The sequence below is a fragment of the Microcella putealis genome, assembly GCF_004216575.1.
GTDB classification, from domain to species: domain Bacteria; phylum Actinomycetota; class Actinomycetes; order Actinomycetales; family Microbacteriaceae; genus Microcella; species Microcella putealis.
This window is the reverse complement of sequence record NZ_SGWW01000004.1, coordinates 187,158-204,848: the sequence shown is the minus strand read 5'-3', so window position 1 is coordinate 204,848 and position 17,691 is coordinate 187,158. Positions and strand designations below refer to the sequence as shown.

General features: G+C 70.1%; 16 protein-coding genes and 3 tRNA genes. 14 read left to right on the top strand and 5 right to left on the bottom strand.

What is annotated here, in order from left to right; all coding sequences use genetic code 11:
* Positions 1-71: 71 nt before the first annotated feature.
* The 4 genes from katG to EV141_RS10920 all read right to left on the bottom strand — a co-directional run bounded on the left by katG (position 72) and on the right by EV141_RS10920 (position 2,730).
* Positions 72-2,237: a catalase/peroxidase HPI gene (katG, locus tag EV141_RS10935; protein ID WP_130485990.1), complete on the bottom strand. Its 2,166-nt coding sequence runs from the start codon at positions 2,235-2,237 to the stop codon at positions 72-74.
* 156 nt (positions 2,238-2,393) lie between these two features.
* Positions 2,394-2,469, bottom strand: a tRNA-Phe gene (locus EV141_RS10930).
* A gap of 81 nt (positions 2,470-2,550) precedes the next feature.
* Positions 2,551-2,624 (bottom strand) — tRNA-Asp (locus EV141_RS10925).
* 33 nt (positions 2,625-2,657) lie between these two features.
* Positions 2,658-2,730, bottom strand: a tRNA-Glu gene (locus EV141_RS10920).
* A 239-nt stretch (positions 2,731-2,969) separates the two neighbouring features.
* On the opposite strand from EV141_RS10920, the gene EV141_RS10915 reads away from it, so the two are divergent.
* Positions 2,970-4,367, top strand: coding sequence for a M23 family metallopeptidase (locus tag EV141_RS10915; RefSeq protein WP_130485989.1), 1,398 nt, complete (start codon positions 2,970-2,972; stop codon positions 4,365-4,367).
* A 76-nt stretch (positions 4,368-4,443) separates the two neighbouring features.
* Here EV141_RS10915 and ppa read toward each other — a convergent pair whose 3' ends face one another.
* Positions 4,444-4,935, bottom strand: a complete 492-nt coding sequence (ppa, locus tag EV141_RS10910) for an inorganic diphosphatase (RefSeq protein WP_130485988.1) — start codon at positions 4,933-4,935, stop codon at positions 4,444-4,446.
* A 92-nt stretch (positions 4,936-5,027) separates the two neighbouring features.
* On the opposite strand from ppa, the gene tilS reads away from it, so the two are divergent.
* The 13 genes from tilS (at position 5,028) to EV141_RS12265 (ending at position 17,606) form a co-directional block, all read left to right on the top strand.
* On the top strand, positions 5,028-6,089 hold the full coding sequence (tilS, locus tag EV141_RS10905) for a tRNA lysidine(34) synthetase TilS (protein ID WP_130485987.1): 1,062 nt from the start codon (positions 5,028-5,030) through the stop codon (positions 6,087-6,089).
* 45 nt (positions 6,090-6,134) lie between these two features.
* Positions 6,135-6,686 carry a hypoxanthine phosphoribosyltransferase gene (hpt, locus tag EV141_RS10900; RefSeq protein WP_130485986.1) on the top strand — a complete coding sequence of 184 codons (552 nt, stop codon included), beginning with the start codon at positions 6,135-6,137 and terminating at the stop codon, positions 6,684-6,686.
* 103 nt (positions 6,687-6,789) lie between these two features.
* Positions 6,790-8,820 (top strand): ATP-dependent zinc metalloprotease FtsH, encoded by a 2,031-nt coding sequence (gene ftsH / locus EV141_RS10895; protein ID WP_130485985.1) that lies wholly within the window; start codon positions 6,790-6,792, stop codon positions 8,818-8,820.
* A 6-nt stretch (positions 8,821-8,826) separates the two neighbouring features.
* A complete protein-coding gene (folE, locus tag EV141_RS10890) occupies positions 8,827-9,411 on the top strand; it encodes a GTP cyclohydrolase I (protein WP_130485984.1) in 585 nt (194 codons plus the stop codon).
* Complete coding sequence (gene folP / locus EV141_RS10885) at positions 9,408-10,220, top strand: dihydropteroate synthase (protein ID WP_185740154.1); 813 nt, start codon at positions 9,408-9,410, stop codon at positions 10,218-10,220. Before folE ends, folP begins: the two co-directional genes overlap by 4 nt.
* The gene (gene folK, locus EV141_RS10880; protein WP_241969230.1) at positions 10,217-11,122 is read left to right on the top strand and encodes a 2-amino-4-hydroxy-6-hydroxymethyldihydropteridine diphosphokinase; all 906 of its coding nucleotides are present in this window, start codon (positions 10,217-10,219) and stop codon (positions 11,120-11,122) included. The genes folP and folK overlap by 4 nt, the downstream gene beginning before the upstream one ends.
* Positions 11,119-11,589 (top strand): DUF3180 family protein, encoded by a 471-nt coding sequence (locus EV141_RS10875; protein WP_130485983.1) that lies wholly within the window; start codon positions 11,119-11,121, stop codon positions 11,587-11,589. The genes folK and EV141_RS10875 overlap by 4 nt, the downstream gene beginning before the upstream one ends.
* A 139-nt stretch (positions 11,590-11,728) precedes the next feature.
* The gene (locus tag EV141_RS10870) at positions 11,729-12,235 is read left to right on the top strand and encodes a PH domain-containing protein (protein ID WP_375880261.1); all 507 of its coding nucleotides are present in this window, start codon (positions 11,729-11,731) and stop codon (positions 12,233-12,235) included.
* Positions 12,232-13,992 (top strand): PH domain-containing protein, encoded by a 1,761-nt coding sequence (locus tag EV141_RS10865; RefSeq protein WP_130485982.1) that lies wholly within the window; start codon positions 12,232-12,234, stop codon positions 13,990-13,992. The genes EV141_RS10870 and EV141_RS10865 overlap by 4 nt, the downstream gene beginning before the upstream one ends.
* Positions 13,989-14,738, top strand: a complete 750-nt coding sequence (locus EV141_RS10860) for a DUF2520 domain-containing protein (protein ID WP_130485981.1) — start codon at positions 13,989-13,991, stop codon at positions 14,736-14,738. The genes EV141_RS10865 and EV141_RS10860 overlap by 4 nt, the downstream gene beginning before the upstream one ends.
* Positions 14,735-15,625, top strand: a complete 891-nt coding sequence (panC, locus tag EV141_RS10855; RefSeq protein WP_130485980.1) for a pantoate--beta-alanine ligase — start codon at positions 14,735-14,737, stop codon at positions 15,623-15,625. Before EV141_RS10860 ends, panC begins: the two co-directional genes overlap by 4 nt.
* 274 nt (positions 15,626-15,899) lie before the next feature.
* Positions 15,900-17,429, top strand: a complete 1,530-nt coding sequence (lysS, locus tag EV141_RS10850; protein ID WP_130485979.1) for a lysine--tRNA ligase — start codon at positions 15,900-15,902, stop codon at positions 17,427-17,429.
* 12 nt (positions 17,430-17,441) lie between these two features.
* Complete coding sequence (locus EV141_RS12265; protein ID WP_157985550.1) at positions 17,442-17,606, top strand: hypothetical protein; 165 nt, start codon at positions 17,442-17,444, stop codon at positions 17,604-17,606.
* The last annotated feature ends 85 nt before the right edge of the window (positions 17,607-17,691 follow it).

The window sequence follows — 17,691 nt, the reverse complement described above, 5'->3', positions numbered from 1 at the left end:
CACGAAAAAGGGGCCGGGCCCTCCGAAGAGAACTCGGCCCCGTGCATCCATTCGATGCGGAGCGCTCGTGACTACGCGGCGACCAGGTCGAAGCGGTCGGCGTTCATGACCTTCGTCCAGGCGGCGACGAAGTCGTGCACGAACTTCTCCTTGCTGTCGTCCTGGGCGTAGACCTCGGCGTACGCGCGCAGGATCGAGCTCGACCCGAACACGAGGTCGGCGCGGGTGGCGGTGAAGCGCACCTGGCCGTTAGTGCGGTTGCGGAGGTTGTACAGGTTGAAGCCCGAGGGCTCCCACACATAGAGCATGTCCGTCAGGTTCACGAAGAAGTCGTTCGTCAGTGCGCCGACGGTGTCGGTGAAGACGCCCTCGCTCGTGCCGCCGAAGTTCGTGCCCAGCACGCGCATTCCGCCGACGAGGCAGGTCATCTCGACCGCCGTCAGGTTCATCAGGCTCGCGCGGTCGAGCATGAGCTCTTCGGCCGGAACCGTGTAGTCCTTCTTCAGGTAGTTGCGGAACGCGTCGTGCACAGGCTCAAGCGGCGCGAACGAGTCGGCGTCGGTCCACTCGTCGGTCGCGTCGCCGCGACCCGGGTGGAACGGAACCGACACCTCCACGCCCGCCTTGCGCGCAGCATCCTCGATGCCGAGGTTGCCGCCGAGCACGATGAGGTCGGCGACGCTCACGCCGGTCTCGGCCGACAGCGCCTCGTAGACGGCGAGCACGCGGTTCAGGCGCTCCGGCTCGTTGCCGTGCCAGCTGCGCTGCGGCTCGAGGCGGATGCGCGCGCCGTTCGCGCCACCGCGCTTGTCGGAGTCGCGGTAGGTGCGCGCCGAATCCCACGCGGTCGTGATCATGTCGGTAAACGACAGGCCACTGTCGAGGATGCGCTGGCTGATCGCCGCCACGTCGTAGTCAGTGCGGCCGGCGGGAACCGGGTCCTGCCAGATCAGGTCCTCGTTCGGGACCATCGGGCCGATGTAGCGCTCGCGCGGGCCCAGGTCGCGGTGGGTCAGCTTGAACCACGCGCGAGCGAAGACCTCGCTGAAGTACTCGGGGTCGTTGTAGAAGCGCTCCGAGATCTCGCGGTAGACCGGATCCTTGATCATCGCCATGTCGGCGTCGGTCATGATCGGGTTCTGGCGAGCGGTGCCCTCCACGTCGAAGGGCTTGTCTTCCTCCGCGATGTTGATCGGCTCCCACTGCTGGGCGCCCGCGGGGCTGTGACGCAGCTCCCACTCGTACTTAAAGAGCAGCTCGAAGTAGCCGTTGTCCCACTGGGTGGGGTTCGTGGTCCACGCACCCTCGATGCCGCTCGTGACGGTGTCCTTGCCGACGCCGCGGCTTACGTGGTTGTTCCAGCCGAGGCCGGCCTCGCTCATGTTGGCGCCGGCGGGCACCGGGCTGAGGTTCTCGGCGCGGCCATTGCCGTGCGTGCGGCCCACCGTGTGGCCGCCGGCGGTCAGCGCCACCGTCTCTTCGTCGTTCATCGCCATGCGGGCGAAAGTCTCGCGCACGTGCGCCGCCGTCTTCAGCGGGTCAGGCTTGCCGTTAACGCCCTCGGGGTTCACGTAGATGAGACCCATCTGCACCGCGGCGAGCGGGTTCTCCATCGTCTCGGGCTCGTCGACGTTCTCGTAGCGCTCGTCGCTCGGCGCGAGCCACTCGCTCTCGCTGCCCCAGTAGGTGTCCTTCTCAGGGCCCCACAGGTCTTCGCGGCCGAACGAGTAGCCGTAGGTCTTCAAGCCCATCGACTCGTACGACAGCGTGCCGGCGAGGATCATCAGGTCGGCCCACGAGATCTTGTTGCCGTACTTCTTCTTGATCGGCCACAGCAGGCGGCGGGCCTTGTCGAGGTTCGCGTTGTCGGGCCACGAGTTCAGCGGCTCGAAGCGCAGCGTGCCGGTGCCGCCACCGCCACGACCGTCAGCGATGCGGTAGGTGCCGGCCGAGTGCCAGGCCATGCGAATCATCAGGCCGCCGTAGTGACCCCAGTCAGCCGGCCACCAGTCTTGGCTCGTGACGAGCAGCTCTTTCACGTCGGCGACGAGCGCCTCGACGTCGAGCTTCTTCAGCTCCTCGCGGTAGCTGAAATCGGCACCCAGCGGGTTCGTCTTCGTGTCGTGCTGCGCCAGGATGTCGAGGTTCAGGGCCTTCGGCCACCAGTTCTTGGGGCCAGCCTCCATCGAGGTGTGGGATCCGTGGCGAACAGGGCACGTACCGACGAGTTCGGTCATGTATTCCTCCTTGAAAAGATTGCATGCAATCGTATCGAGCCGGGTTTGAGAGCGCGGTGTGCACGGGGCGCTCGGGCGACGGGCAAGGGCGCAATGGCGCAGGGATGGAGCGCCCCAGAAACGACGAAACCCCCGCCAATCAGCGGGGGTTTCGGGTGGTGGCTCCGACCGGCATCGATCCGGTGACCTTTCGATTTTCAGTCGAACGCTCTACCAACTGAGCTACAGAGCCTTGGTCGACGAGGCGCCGAAACGCTTCGCCTAGTGAAGAAGCCCCACCTCGTGTCGGAACACTCGATGAGGCTTCACACCGCGACCCTGACGGGACTTGAACCCGCGACCTCCGCCGTGACAGGGCGGCACGCTAACCAACTGCGCTACAGGGCCTTGCGTATTCAATTGTACTGGTTTGCCTCGTTGTGACCCCAGCGGGATTCGAACCCGCGCTACCGCCGTGAAAGGGCGGCGTCCTAGGCCGCTAAACGATGGGGCCTAAGCGAATCGACGAGGCGACCGGTACGCAAGCATAGGGGCACCGCCGCGTTTCTACCAAACCGCGCTCCCCGCGGGGGATAGCGTCGCGTGAATGTGTCGGTGACGCCGTCGGGGCGACGCCGCCACGAACGTGCGGTGCGGTGTCTAGCCGAACCGTGCATCCGTTGATACTGTGATCAATGGTGCTCATGGGGAAAATGTGACATAACGCATTCGCACCGGAATCGAGACAGATACATGCGCGAGACACTCGCACGGCTCGGGGGAGCCACTCGGTCGACATCGGGGGATGCTCGGCCCGTTTCGCGACGCCCTCGCAGCACCGCTCTCATCGCCTCGATCGCGGCCGGCCTCATGCTGCTGACGGTGGGCCTTGCCGCCCCTGCTCCCACCGCGAGCGCCAACACCTACCCCAGCTGGGACGACGTTCTTGCCGCCCGCGACAATGTCGCCGCGCAGGAAGCGGCCATCAGTCAGATTCAGGGCCTCATTGCCGGTCTCGCTGCCGAGGTGGAAACCGCGCAGGCGATCGCCGAAGAAAAGGGCCAGCTGTACTTCGAGGCGCAACTCGCGTTTGACGAGGCGGCCTTCCGGGCCGACACCCTGCAGGCGCAGGCTGACGAGGCGCAGGCCACCGCCGACGAGTCGCGCCAGCGCGCGGCGCAGTTTGTCGCCGAGCTCGCCCGCGCAGGCGGCGGCGACCTCTCGGCCTCGCTCTTCACGAACCCCGGCGAGGCCGAAGCCCTGCTCTCTCGCCTCGGCTACGCCAGCAAGATCGGTGAGCAGGCCGAGGGCATCTACGCCGTCGCCCTCGCCGACCAGAACACCGCCCAGTCGCTGAGCGACCAAGCCCAGATCGCCCGCGAGATTCGCGAAGAGCTGCGGGTCGAGGCCGAGGCGGCCTTCAACGAAGCGCAGGCGGCACAGATCGCCGCGGAAGAGGCGCTCGCCGCCCAGCAGGAAAACCAGAACCGCCTCGAGGTGCAGCTGGGCGTCCTCCAGGGCGTGCTGCAGACGACGCAGGCCGAGTTTGAAGAGGGCGAGCGCATCCGCAAGGAGCGCGAAGAAGCCGCGCGGCGTGCCGCAGAGGCTGCGCGACTTGCCGCCGAAGAGGCCGCACGAGAAGCAGCGCGCAAGGCCGCCGAAGAGGCGGCAGCCGGCGGCGGTGACGGCGGCGGTGCCAACGCCGGTGGCAGCTCGAACAACGGTGGCGTCGTGACCGGCAGCGGTTGGGCGAGCCCGCTCAGCGGCCCCATCACCTCGAACTACGGCAACCGCGTACACCCCGTCACCGGGCGCGCGACGTTCCACGCCGGCACCGACATCGGCGCCGGGTGCGGTCGCCACATGTACGCGGCATCGGGCGGCACGGTCAACTACGCCGGCTGGAACGGCGGCTACGGCAACTTCGTGCGCATCAACCACGGCGACGGCGTGACCAGCTCGTACGGGCACATCCAGAGCGGCGGCATCCTCGTCGCCAACGGCCAGCGGGTCGAGGCGGGTCAGCTGATCGCCCTCGTCGGCACGACGGGCCTCTCCAGCGGCTGCCACCTGCACCTCGAGATCCGCCTCAACGGTGCGTCGACGAACCCGGTTCCGTACCTGCAGGCGCGCGGCGTCAGCATCGGCTAACGACAAGCCCACGAAAAAGGGCGCCCACCCGCGATGCGGTGGGCGCCCTTTCTGTTGCGCGGGATGCGCGCGGCGGCTAGTGCTCGTGCGGCACGTACGCGGCGATGCCGGCCTGGATGATCGCCTCGGCCTCAGCAGCGTCGCCCCAGCCCTCGGTCTTGACCCACTTGCCGGGCTCGAGGTCTTTGTAGTGCTCGAAGAAGTGCTCGATCTCTTTCTTCGTGTACTCGGGGATCGAGTCGACGTCTTGGATGTGGTCCCAGCGCGGGTCCTTCGCGGGCACCGCGATGACCTTCGCGTCGCTGCCGCCGTCGTCGGTCATGTTGAAGACGCCGACCGGGCGCACCGTCAGGCCCACACCCGGGAACAGCGGGTACTCGGTCAGCACGAGCACGTCGACGGGGTCGCCGTCGAGGCCGAGCGTGTTCTCGAAGAAGCCGTAGTCGGTCGGGTAGACGAACGTCGTGTACAGCACGCGGTCGAGGAAGACGCGACCGGTCGCGTGGTCGACCTCGTACTTGTTGCGGCTGCCGCGGGGAATCTCGATGACGGCGGGGTAGGCGCCCATGTAGTTGCTCCTGAAGTCGGTGTCTGGCGGGCAGAAAGCCCGCCGGCGGATCGGGCGCAACGCCCGGAAATCAGCGGCTCTAACCTTAGTGGATGGCCCCCGAAGCCCCCGAGGATGCAGAGCGTCGCCCGCGGCTCACCCCCGCGATGGCGGATGCGCGCCGCGCGGTGCGCGCGCACCTCGCCGACATCGAGGCGGGCGGCCTCGTGCTCGTCGCCCTCAGCGGCGGCCCCGACTCGCTGGCGCTCGCCGCGGCCACGGCGTTCGAGGCGCCGCGCGCCGGGCTGCGCGCCGGCGCGGTGATCGTCGACCACGGGCTGCAGGAGGGCTCGGCCGAGGTCGCCGAGCGCGCCGCCAAGCAGGCACGTGGTCTCGGCCTCGACCCGATACAGATTGAACGCGTGCGGGTCGATCTGTACGGCGGGGGGATGCCCGTGAGCGGCGACGATGCCATCAGAGGCACAGGTGGCACCGGCGGCCCCGAGGCGGCGGCGCGCGCGGCGCGATATGCCGCCCTGGAGGTCGCCGCCGTCGAGCACGGCGCCGCGGCCGTCTTGTTGGGCCACTCGCTCGACGACCAGGCCGAGACGGTGCTGCTGGGGCTCGCCCGCGGCAGCGGCACGCTCAGCATTGCGGGTATGGCCGCCGTTGCCGGGCTGTACAGACGGCCGGTTCTGGGCCTGCGTCGCGAGACTCTCGCCCAGGCCTGCGTCGATCAGGGGCTGGAACCCTGGCACGATCCACACAACGACGACGACCGGTTCGCGCGCGTACGCGTGCGCCACCGCATCCTGCCTCTGTTGCAGCGCGAGCTCGACCCGGGAATCGTTGACGCGCTCGCCCGCACCGCAGCGATCGCCCGTGACGACGCCGACGCGCTCGACCTGATGGTCGACGAGGTCGCCGAAGAACTCGTCGAGCTCGAAGACGGCGGATGCTCGGTGCCGGTCGCGTGGATCGCCGCCAACCCCCGCGCGCTCAGTTCGCGCCTCGTGCGGCTCGTCGCCCGGGTCGAGTTCGGGCTCAGCCTCACGCGAGCCCAGACGCTCGAGGTGCTGCGGCTCGCGACCGACTGGCACGGGCAGGGCGCGGTGCACCTTCCCGGCGTTAGGGTGAATCGCGCGGCGAACCGGATCGTCTTCACGGCCGTCTAGCCGCGTCGCACACCCTCGCCCCATTTCACCCCTGGAGGACCCCCCGTGGACGTCGACGAGATTCGCTCCGACCTGACCGAGGTGCTCATCACCGAGGAAGAGATTCACGCGAAGCTCGCCGAGCTGGCCCGCCGCGTCGAGGCCGACTACGCCGACAACCCGCCGCTGCTCGTCGGCGTGCTGAAGGGCGCCGTCATGGTGATGGCCGACTTCGCGCGCGAGCTGAACATGCACATCGAAATGGACTGGATGGCGGTGAGCTCGTACGGCGCGAGCACCGCGTCGAGTGGCGTCGTGCGCATCCTCAAAGACCTCGACACCGAGATCGCCGGGCGCCACGTGCTGATCGTCGAAGACATCATCGACTCGGGGCTCACCCTGTCGTGGCTGACCGCGAACCTCGAATCGCGCGGGGCTGCGAGCGTCAAGATTCTCGCCCTGCTGCGCAAGCCCGAGGCGGCCAAGGTCGAAGTACACGTCGAATACGTGGGCTTCGAGATTCCGCCGGCGTTCGTCGTGGGCTACGGCCTCGACTACGCCGAGAAGTACCGCAACCTGCGGGCGATCGGCGTACTGGCGCCCCACGTCTACGAGTAGGCGGCGGTCGCACACCACTGTGTACGCGGGCGCGCGGCTCACGGTGCGCCTCCGGCGAACATCCAGCGGGCGCATTGAACGCGGCAGGTAGCCTTCAAGGACTATGGCGACAGCGAAAAAGAAGTTCACCTGGAAAGGCCTGTTCAAGGGCCCGTTCCTCTACATCGCGCTCGGCGCGATCGCGCTGATCGTCGGGTTCAGCCTGCTCGCCCAGGGCGGGTTCCGCGAGGTGTCGACGGCCGAGGGTCTCGACGTGCTTGAGAACGCCGAGATCGAGTCGGTCACGATCATCGACGGCCAGCAGCGCGTCGACGTGACCCTCGCTGAAGAGTACGAAGACTTCGGCACGCAGGTGCAGTTCTATTACGTGTTCCAGCGCGCCGAAGCCGTCATCGACGCCGTCGAGGCGTCGGGCGTTGACGACTTCACCGACGAGGTGCCGCAGACCAACTTCTTCACGTCGATCCTCGGGCTCATCATCCCGTTCCTGATCATCGGTGTGATCTTCTACTTCCTGCTCACGCGCCTGCAGGGCGGCGGCGGGCGCATCATGCAGTTCGGCAAGTCCCGCGCGAAACTCGTCAGCAAAGAGAGCCCCCAGGTCACCTTCGAGGATGTCGCCGGCGCCGAAGAGGCGATCGAAGAGCTGCACGAGATCAAAGACTTTTTGAAGGACGCGTCGAAGTTCCAGGCGGTCGGAGCGCGCATCCCGAAGGGCGTACTGCTGTACGGACCGCCCGGAACCGGAAAGACGCTGCTCGCCCGCTCGGTCGCCGGCGAGGCGGGCGTGCCGTTCTACTCGATCTCGGGCTCTGACTTCGTCGAGATGTTCGTCGGCGTCGGCGCGAGCCGCGTGCGCGACCTGTTCACCCAGGCGAAAGAGAACGCCCCGGCGATCATCTTCGTCGACGAGATCGACGCCGTCGGCCGTCACCGCGGCGCCGGCATGGGCGGCGGTCACGACGAGCGCGAGCAGACGCTCAACCAGATGCTCGTCGAGATGGACGGCTTCGACCCCAACACGAACGTCATCATGATCGCGGCCACCAACCGCCCCGACATCCTCGACCCGGCCCTGTTGCGCCCCGGCCGCTTCGACCGTCAGATTCAGGTCGACGCCCCCAACATGGCGGGCCGCGCCCAGATTCTGGCCGTGCACGCGAAGGGCAAGCCGATCGCCGAGGGCGTCGACCTCGAGGTCGTCGCACGCAAGACGCCCGGCTACACGGGTGCCGACCTCGCGAACGTGCTCAACGAGGCGGCGCTGCTGACGGCGCGCCAGGGCGGCGAGCAGATCACCTCCGAGTCACTCGACGAGGCCGTCGACCGCGTCATGGCCGGCCCCCAGCGCCGCACCCGCGTCATGCGCGACCACGAGAAGCTCATCACCGCCTACCACGAGGGTGGTCACGCCCTCGCGGCCGCCGCGATGCGCCACACCGACCCGGTCACGAAGGTCACGATCCTGCCGCGCGGTCGCGCCCTCGGCTACACAATGGTGCTGCCGATCGACGACAAGTACTCGATCACGCGCAATGAGCTGCTCGACCAGCTGACCTACGCGATGGGTGGCCGCGTCGCCGAAGAGATCGTCTTCCACGACCCCACCACGGGCGCGAGCAACGACATCGAGAAGGCCACGAGCATCGCCCGCCGCATGGTGACCGAGTACGGCATGTCGTCGGAAGTCGGCGCCGTGAAGCTCGGCCAGTCGAGCGGCGAGGTGTTCCTTGGCCGCGACATGGGCCACCAGCGCGACTACAGCGAGCGGCTTGCCGAGCGCGTCGACGCCGAGGTGCGCGCGCTCATCGAGCAGGCCCACGATGAGGCCTGGCAGGTGCTCAACGACAACCGCGACATTCTCGACCGCCTCGCGACCGAGCTGCTCGAGAAAGAGACGCTCGACCACATCCAGCTCGCCGAGATCTTCAAGGATGTGAAGCAGCTGCCCGAGCGCCCGCAGTGGCTGTCGAGCAACGAGCGTCCGCTGCCGAATATCCCCCCGGTGCCGATGCCCGAGAAGCCGCAGGTCGACGAGGCCGTCGCGGCCGAGACCGCGCACGCCGACGCTGACGAGCACGCCGGTGCTGGCGTGGCGCGCAGCGACGCGAGCGACGGATCTGCGACAGACTGACACCCCATGAGCCCGATCGACACCGCGCGCATCGAGGCGGCGGTGGCCGAGATCATCGCCGCGATCGGTGACGACCCGGCCCGCCCGGGCCTCGCCACTACACCGCAGCGCGTCGCCTCCGCCTACGCCGACTTCTTCGCGGGTGTCGGCGTCGACCCCGTGCCGATGCTCGAAGACGGCGCCGAGATGGCGACCGAGCCGGGCGAGCGCGGCGAGCTCGTGGTCTTGCGCGACATCGCCCTGCGCTCGATGTGCGAGCACCACCTGCTGCCGTTCACGGGCGTCGCGCACGTCGCCTACGTGCCGAACGAGCGCATCATCGGCCTCGGCCGCATCCCCGCCCTCGTCGAGGTGGTGTCGGCGCGTCCGCAGCTGCAAGAGCGGCTCGGCGAAGACGTCGCCGCGGCCCTCGACGCCGCCGTGCGTCCGCACGGCGTGCTCGTCGTGGTGGATGCGCGTCACGGCTGCGTTGCCGCCCGCGGCGTTCGCTACGCCGACTCCTCGACGGTGACCGTTGCCGCCCGCGGCACGCTCGCCGAGCCCGAGCAGCAGGCCGCCGTCATGGCGCTGATTGGGCGGGGCGCGGCGTGAGCCGTCCGGCGCCCGCCGTGTGGGGCATCCTGAACGTCACCCCCGACTCGTTCAGCGACGGCGGCCGTTTCGTGAACCCGGCCATCGCCCTGCGGCACGCCGAGCGCATGGTTGCGCAGGGCGCGAGCGTCGTCGACGTGGGCGGCGAGTCGACGCGGCCCGGCGCCGAGCGGGTGAGCCCCGAGGTTGAGCAGCAGCGCGTGCTGCCCGTGGTCGCGGCGCTGACGGCGGCCGGCATCACCGTTTCGATTGACACCATGAACGCCTCGACCGCCGCGGCCGCCGTCGAGGCGGGGGCGCGCATCGTCAACGACGTGTCGGGCGGGCTCGCCGACGCGGCGATGGCCCCCGTGGTCGCCGAGCTCAGCACCGACTACGTCGCCATGCACTGGCGTGGCCACTCGCACCAGTGGGACCAGGTCAGCAGCTACGGCGACGTCGTCACCGACGTGGTCGCCGAGCTACGGGCTCGCCGCGACGCCCTGATGCGCGCCGGCATTGCGGCCGAGCGCCTCTGGCTCGATCCGGGTATCGGCTTCGCGAAGGGCCCCGAGCACAACTGGCAGCTGCTGCGCGGGCTCGACGAGATCGCCCGGCTCGGCCACCCCGTGCTGGTCGGGGCGTCGCGCAAGCGGTTCCTCGGCGAACTGCTGCCGGCCGGCGCCCCACCTGCTGAGCGCGACGCGGCCACCGCCGCCGTGAGTGTGCTCTGCGCCGAGGCGGGCGTCGCGGCCGTGCGCGTGCACGACGTGACGGGCTCGGCGCAGGGGCTCGCCGTCTGGCAGCGCTGGCGTGGAGGTGCCGCGTGAGCGAGCGCGCGCCGCATCAGCGACACCCCTCGGCTGCCGCCGGCGTGCACCCGGCCGCCGACCGCATCACCCTGCGCGGCGTCACGGCGACCGGCTTTCACGGCGTCTACCCCGACGAGAAGCGCGACGGCCAGCGCTTCGTCGTTGACGCCGTGCTGCACCTCGACCTGGCGCCCGCCGCGGCGAGCGACGACGTGGTCGACACGGTGCACTACGGCGAACTTGCCGACGAGCTGGTTGCCGCGATCGAGCGCGACCCGGTTGACCTCATCGAGACGCTCGCCGAGCGGCTCGCGGCCGTCTGCCTCGCACGCGAGGGCGTGCACCGCGTCGAACTCACCGTGCACAAGCCCGAGGCGCCCATCGCGGTGCCGTTCGGCGATGTCTCGGTGACGGTCGATCGGGCCGCGGCGCCCACCCGCGCCGTCGTTGCTCTCGGCGCGAACCTGGGCGCGCGCGCCGCGGCCCTGACCGACGCCGTCGCTGCGATGGCGGCCCTGCCCGGTACCCGCGTCGTCGCCGTCTCGCGCTGGCACGACTCGATCGCGGTCACCGAGACCGGCCCCGACCCGTCGAAGCCCGGCTACCTGAACGGTGTCGCTCTGCTCGACACCGCACTCGCCCCCACCCACCTGCTGCACCACCTGCTGCGCATCGAGCGCGAGCACGGACGCGACCGCGGAGCCCACGTCGAACGCTGGGCCGACCGCACCCTCGACCTCGACCTGATCGCCTACGGCGACGTCACGCGCGACGACCCGCGCCTGACGCTGCCCCACCCCCGGGCGCACGAGCGCGACTTCGTGCTCGCCCCCTGGCTCGACATCGATCCGGATGCGCGCATCGCCGGCCGCGGACGCGTCGCCGAGCTGCTCGCCGAGCTTCGCGGGGGCACGCGGTGACGCGCACGACGGCTGGCCCTCTGCTGCTGCTCGCCCTCGTCGGGGCGATCGTCGGATTCGTCGCCGACACCCTGCTCGCGGGGCAGGGGCGGCCCGTGTTCGTTCCACCCATTTCGCTTGCGATCGCCCTCGTGCTGATCGCCGCGGCGCTGCTCGCGGGCGCCTGGCCGGTGCGCCGCGCGGCGGCTGGGGAGCGACGCATCGACCCGTTCTACGCGACCCGCATCGTCGTGCTCGCGAAGGCGAGCGCGCTGGGCGGCGCCCTGTTGCTGGGAGCCGCCTCCGGCATCCTGATTTATCTTCTAAGCCGCTCAATCGTGCCGGTAGGCTCTGCGCTGACCACGGGCGCGGCCCTGGTGGGGGCGCTGCTGCTGCTGGTCTCTGCGCTGGTTGCCGAGCACTTCTGCTCGGTGCCGCCGCCCACTGACGACGACGATCAGGCCGACGCGGCGCCCGCCGCCGGCTGAGGAGAACCGCGTGACTGACCCGAACTCCGCGCCCGAGGCCCCCGTGAACTTGAGCGCAACGGCGCCCGCTGAGAGCGCGTCGGCGGAGGTCGCGCCGACCGCAGTGGCGCCGAGCGAGGCCGCATCGGTCGCTCTGCCGATCACGCCCGAGACGCCGGCTGAGGCGCGCCTCGAGCTCGACATCGCGGCGGGCGAGTGGCAGCGGGTGTCGCCGAAGTACGTCGTCGTCGACATTGTCGGCTGGGTGATCTTTGGCGGGCTCGTGACGGCGGCGTCGGCGATTCCGTTCTGGTTCGGATGGGAGTTCGGCTGGATTCTGCCCGCCGTGCTCGGCCCCGTCTTCCTGCTCGTGATCGCCTTCACACCGCGCCGGGTGAAGGCGATCGGCTACGCCCTGCGCGACGACGATCTGGTGTTTCGCCGGGGCATCCTCTTCCAGCGCTTCGTTGCCGTGCCGTACGGCCGCATGCAGCTCGTCGACATCAGCCGCGGGCCCGTCGCCCGCGCGCTCGGCCTCGCCGAGCTGAAGTTCGTGACGGCCGCGGCGACGAGCGGAGTGCTGATTCCGGGCCTGCCGCTCGAGCGCGCGGAAGAGCTGCGCGACCACCTGGTCGCGGTCGCCGAGACCCGCCGGGCGGGGCTGTGACCGACGCGCAGCAGCCGGGCGACGGCACGCCGTCGGGCAAGGGCACACCCTCGGGCGCAGGCCAGTCGGGCGACGCGCCCGAGGTGGCGCGCGCCCGTGCCGCCGCCGTCACCGACTACACCGACGGCGAGTGGCACCGGCTGCACCGGGCGACCCCGCTCTTCCGCGGCGGGCTGACGCTGATCATCATCATCGGCGTGCTGATCGCGAACTTCCGCGAGCGGCTCATCGGCTCATTCGTGCCCGGCGGCGACGAGTTCACGCCCGACGACCCGCTCATCGACCTCATCGTGCGCGAGAATCTGATCCCGCAGGCCGCCGCCGCACTGATCGGCGTGCTCGCGCTGTTGGTGGCGGGGTTCTGGCTGTCGTGGCGATTCCACTCGTTCCGCATCACCGACGAGGTCGTCGAGGTGCGCTCGGGCATCCTCTTCCGCACGAACCGCAAGGGCCGCCTCGACCGCATTCAGGGCATCAACATTGCTCGCCCGTTTATCCCGCGCATTTTTGGGGCCGCGAAGCTCGAGATTTCGGTCGCAGGCAACGACGCGAATGTGCCGCTGCAGTACCTGCGCGGCACCGACGCGGATGCGCTGCGCCGCGACATTCTGCGGCTCGCCTCGGGTGCGCGGCGCGCCGCGAACCCGGCGCCCGTGTCGATGGCGACGGATGCTTCCCTTGCCCCCGATACGGACGTCGCCGTCGATGACGGCACCGTCGCATCCGCCGGCGCATCCGCCAGCGCATCCGCCGGCCCCTCGCTCGGCGCCGACGGCCGACCCGTCGACCGCGACACCCCGCTGACCCTCGCGTCGACCGTGCTCGAGTCGCGGGTGAACGAGTTCCTCGCCCCCGAGCTCGACCCCGACTTGGCCGAACCCGAGTCGGTCGTGCGCATGGACCCGGGCCGGCTGATCGGCTCGACCGTGCTGGGCGGCCCCGCCATCACCTTCGTGCTCATCTCGATCGGCCTCATCGTCGGCATCGCGATCACCGACGAACTCGCCCTCATCGTGGGCTTCGTGCCGACCCTGCTCGGCATCGGCGGCTTCATGATCAACCGCATCGTGCGCTCGCTGCGCTACTCGATCGCGGCAACGCCCGACGGCGTGCGCGTCGGCTTCGGGCTGCTGTCGACGTCGAACGAGACGCTGCCGCCCGGGCGCATCCACTCGGTGAAGGTCAGCCAGCCCCTCATGTGGCGGCCGTTCGGCTGGTGGCAGATCTCGGTCAACCGTGCCTCCCGCTCGTCGGCGCAGGGCGCGGGCGGCCAATCGCAGACGACGATCCTGCCGGTCGGCAACGCCGACGACGTGCGCACCGTGCTGCGGCTGCTGCTGCCCGCCGGCGTCACCGACGAGTCGATGCCGCTCATCGACCTCGGGCTCACCGGCTCGGGTGACGAGGGTGGCTTCGTGCCCTCGCCTCGCCGAGCGCGCCCGGTGCGCTGGTTCTCGGTGACGCGCAATGCGGCGGCGCTCAGCCCCGACCTCGTGCTGCTGCGCGCCGGAGCGATCTGGCGCTCGCTGACGCTGGTGCCGTACCCGCGCATCCAATCGGTGGCGATCACGCAGGGGCCACTCGCGCGGGCGCTGCGCCTCGGCAACCTCGAGGTGCACACCGTCATGGGGCCCATCGCCGCCAACCTCGGGGCGCTCGACCGCGACCACATCGTCGCACTTTTCGGCGGGGTCAGCGAGCGTGCGATCAGCGGCGCCGACCGCGACACAAGCCACCGCTGGGGTGCGGGGGCGTGACCGCCCGACGCGACGGACGCCTCGGCGTCGGCATCATCGGCGCGGGCCGCGTTGGGCCCGTGCTGGGTGCGGCGCTCGCCGGCGCCGGCCACGCCATCGTGGGCGTCTCGGCCCTCGACGACGACGAGCGCGACCGCGTCGAAGGGGTGCTGCCCGGCGCGCCGATCGCCCGCGTGCCCGACATCGTCGAGCGCAGCGAACTCGTCATCATCGCGGTGCCCGACGATCAGCTCGCCGACCTCGTCCAGGGCCTCGCCGCGTCGGGAGCCTGGCAGCCCGGCCAGCTCGTGCTGCACACCGCGCCCGGCCACGGCGTGGGTGTGCTCGACCCGGCGCGCGCGGCGGGCGCGATTCCGTTGGCGGTGCATCCGGCGCTCGACTTCACCGGAACATCCATCGACCTGGTGCGCCTGCGCGAAGCGTGGTGCGCCGTCACGGCGCCCGCCCCCGTGCTGCCCATCGCCCAGGCGCTCGTCGTCGAGATGGGGGCCGAGCCGATCGTCATCGACGAGGCCGACCGCGCGGCGTACGCCGACGCGATCGCGGCCGCCGGCCAGTTCTCGCGCGCGGTCGTCGACCAGGCCGTCGACGGGCTGCGCGCCATCGGCGTCGACGAGCCCGGGCGCGTGCTCGGCGCCGTCGTGCGCTCAGCCATCGAGAACGCGCTGCGCGAGGCGAGCGGCAGCCGCATCGAGCTTGGGCGATTCGTTCGAGCCGACGAGACCGACCACAATGAGACACCGTGACCTCTGCCGCTGAGCCCGCCGCTGAGTCCGCGCCCATCGTCATCGACACGGTCGCGGGGGTGCGCTCGGCCGTCGCCGGCTGGCGCGATGCGGGCCACCGTGTCGCGCTCGTGCCGACGATGGGCTCGCTGCACGCCGGGCACTTGGCGCTCGTCGCCCGCGCGGCCGAGCTCGCCGACCGCGTCATCGTGTCGGTGTTCGTGAACCCGCTGCAGTTCGGGCCGAGCGAAGACTTCGCCCGCTACCCGCGCGACCTCTCGGCCGACCGGGCGCTACTGGCCGGCGTCGAGGGCGCCGCCGGAGCCGTCACCGTCTTCGCCCCCACCGTCGACGAGATGTACCCGAGCGGCCCGGTCGAGACCCGCGTGACAGCCGGTGATGTGGGGGCCACGTTCGAGGGCGCCGCCCGCCCCGGCCACTTCGACGGAGTGCTCACCGTCGTCGCGAAGCTGCTCGGCATCGTCACCCCCGACGTCGTGCTGTTTGGCGAGAAAGACGCGCAGCAGGTGTTCCTCGTCAGCCGCATGGTGCGCGAGCTCGACATCGCCACCACCGTCGAGGTGGTCGAGACGGTGCGCGACGACGACGGGCTCGCACTGTCGAGCCGCAACGCGTACCTCGACGACGCGGCTCGAGCGGTCGCGCGCTCAATCCCCGCCGCCATCACCGCGGCCCGCGAGGCGGCGGCCGGCGGTGTCGATGCGGCGCTCGCCGCCGCACGCGCCACCCTCGACGCGGGCTCGGTTGATGTCGACTACGTGACGCTCGTCGACGCGTCCACCTTCATGGCGGTCGGCAGCGAGCACCGCGGCGAGGTACGGATGCTCGTGGCCGCGCGGGTCAGCGGAACGCGCCTCATCGACACCGCCGCGTTCTCGGTCGGCTGAGCCGCGCATCCGGCCGCCGAGGCGCGCTCGCGCGCTGGGGCCCTGGTGCACTGGAGCGCTCGGGCACTGGAGCGCTCGGGCACTCGGGCGCTGGGGCGCTCGCGCGTGCTCACGCACCTGGGCCGGAGCCAGTTTGGTGACAGGGAGCTCGTTCGAACTGCCTCCCGCCCACCGCACTGGCTCCCGTTGCGGGGCCCGGGCGGGCCCACGCGCCCCGAAAATCGGCGGCGAAGCGCGCCGGTAGGCTTAAGCGGTTGACCGAGGAGCCCTCCGCATGACCGAAAACACTGCCGCGCCCACGAGCGCGACGCCCGCCGACGGCGACGCCGAGCCGACGATCGAGGAGATCGCCGAGCAGAAGCAGGTGCGCCTCGACAAGCGTGAGCGGATGCTCGCGGCCGGTCTCGAACCGTACGCGATCGGTCTTGCGGTGACCGACAGCATCCCGGCCGTGCGTGAGCGCTTCCCCGAGCTCGACGCCGACGTGCAGACCGGAGAGCGCGTCGCGCTCGCGGGGCGCATCGTTTTCAGCCGCAACACCGGCAAGCTCTGCTTCGCCACCCTGCAGTCGGGCGACGGCGCCCGCATTCAGGTGATGGTGTCGCTCGCCGAGGTGGGCGATGAGTCGCTCGCGCAGTGGAAAGAGTTCACCGACCTCGGCGACCACGTCTTCGTCGAGGGCGAGGTGATCACGAGCCGCCGCGGCGAGCTGAGCATCATGGTGTCGCGCTGGGCGATCGCGGCGAAAGCGATCCTGCCGCTGCCGACCCTGCACAAAGAGTTGAACGAAGAAACGCGCGTGCGCCAGCGCTACCTCGACCTGATCGTGCGAGAGCAGGCCCGGCAGACGGTTCGCGCCCGCGCGCTCGCGGTCGCCAGCCTGCGTCAGACGTTCGCGAGCCACGGCTACCTCGAGGTCGAGACGCCGATGCTGCAGACCATGCACGGCGGCGCCTCGGCCCGTCCCTTCGTCACGCACTCGAACGCGTTCGACACCGAACTGTTTCTGCGCATCGCCCCCGAGCTGTTCTTGAAGCGCGCGGTCGTGGGCGGCATCGAGCGGGTATTCGAGATCAACCGCAACTTCCGCAACGAGGGGGCCGACTCGACCCACAGCCCCGAGTTCGCGATGCTCGAGGCCTACCAGGCCTACGGCGACTACCACCAGATGGCCGACCTCACGCAAGAGATGATCCAGAACGCGGCGCTCGCCGTCGCCGGGTCGCACGTCGTCACGTGGGCTGACGGCACCGAGTATGACCTCGGCGGCGAGTGGGATCGCCTCAGCATGTACGAGTCGCTGAGCGAGGCCGCGGGCGTCGAGGTGACGCCCGAGACGCCGATGAGCGAGCTGAAGAAGATGGCCGACGCCGTCGAGATCGAGATCGATCACCCGCTGCCCGGCAAGTACGTCGAAGAGCTGTGGGAGCACTACGTCAAGGGCTCGCTCACCCGCCCGACCTTCGTCATGGACTTCCCCGTCGACACGAGCCCGCTCGTGCGCGAGCACCGCACCAAGAGGGGCGTCGTTGAGAAGTGGGACCTCTATGTGCGCGGCTTCGAACTCGCGACCGCGTACACCGAGCTCGTCGACCCGGTCATTCAGCGCGAGCGCTTCGTCGCCCAGGCGAGCCTCGCCGCCGGCGGCGACCTCGAGGCGATGCAGCTCGACGAGGCCTTCCTCACCGCGCTCGAGCACGGCATGCCCCCGTCGGGCGGCATGGGCATGGGCATTGACCGCCTGCTGATGGCGCTCACCGGTCTCGGCATTCGCGAGACGATCCTGTTTCCGCTGGTGAAGTAGAGGGGCTGAACAATGACGTTCGGACGCGACGACGAACTGCCGCTTCCCGGCGACGCCGAGAAGAAAAAGCGCGAAATCAGCCCCACACGTCTCGCCGTTTGGGTGATCGCGGGCGGCTTCGGCGTGTACCTCGTGCTGACGGGCATCATCGGGATGCTCGAGAAGGCCGGTCAGTAAGTTTTCGCCTCGCGGGCGGTCGTCCGCCGGGAGGCTGAGGCCGCGCACCGCGGGGTTCACCCCCGTACTGGGGCGCGCCGGTGAG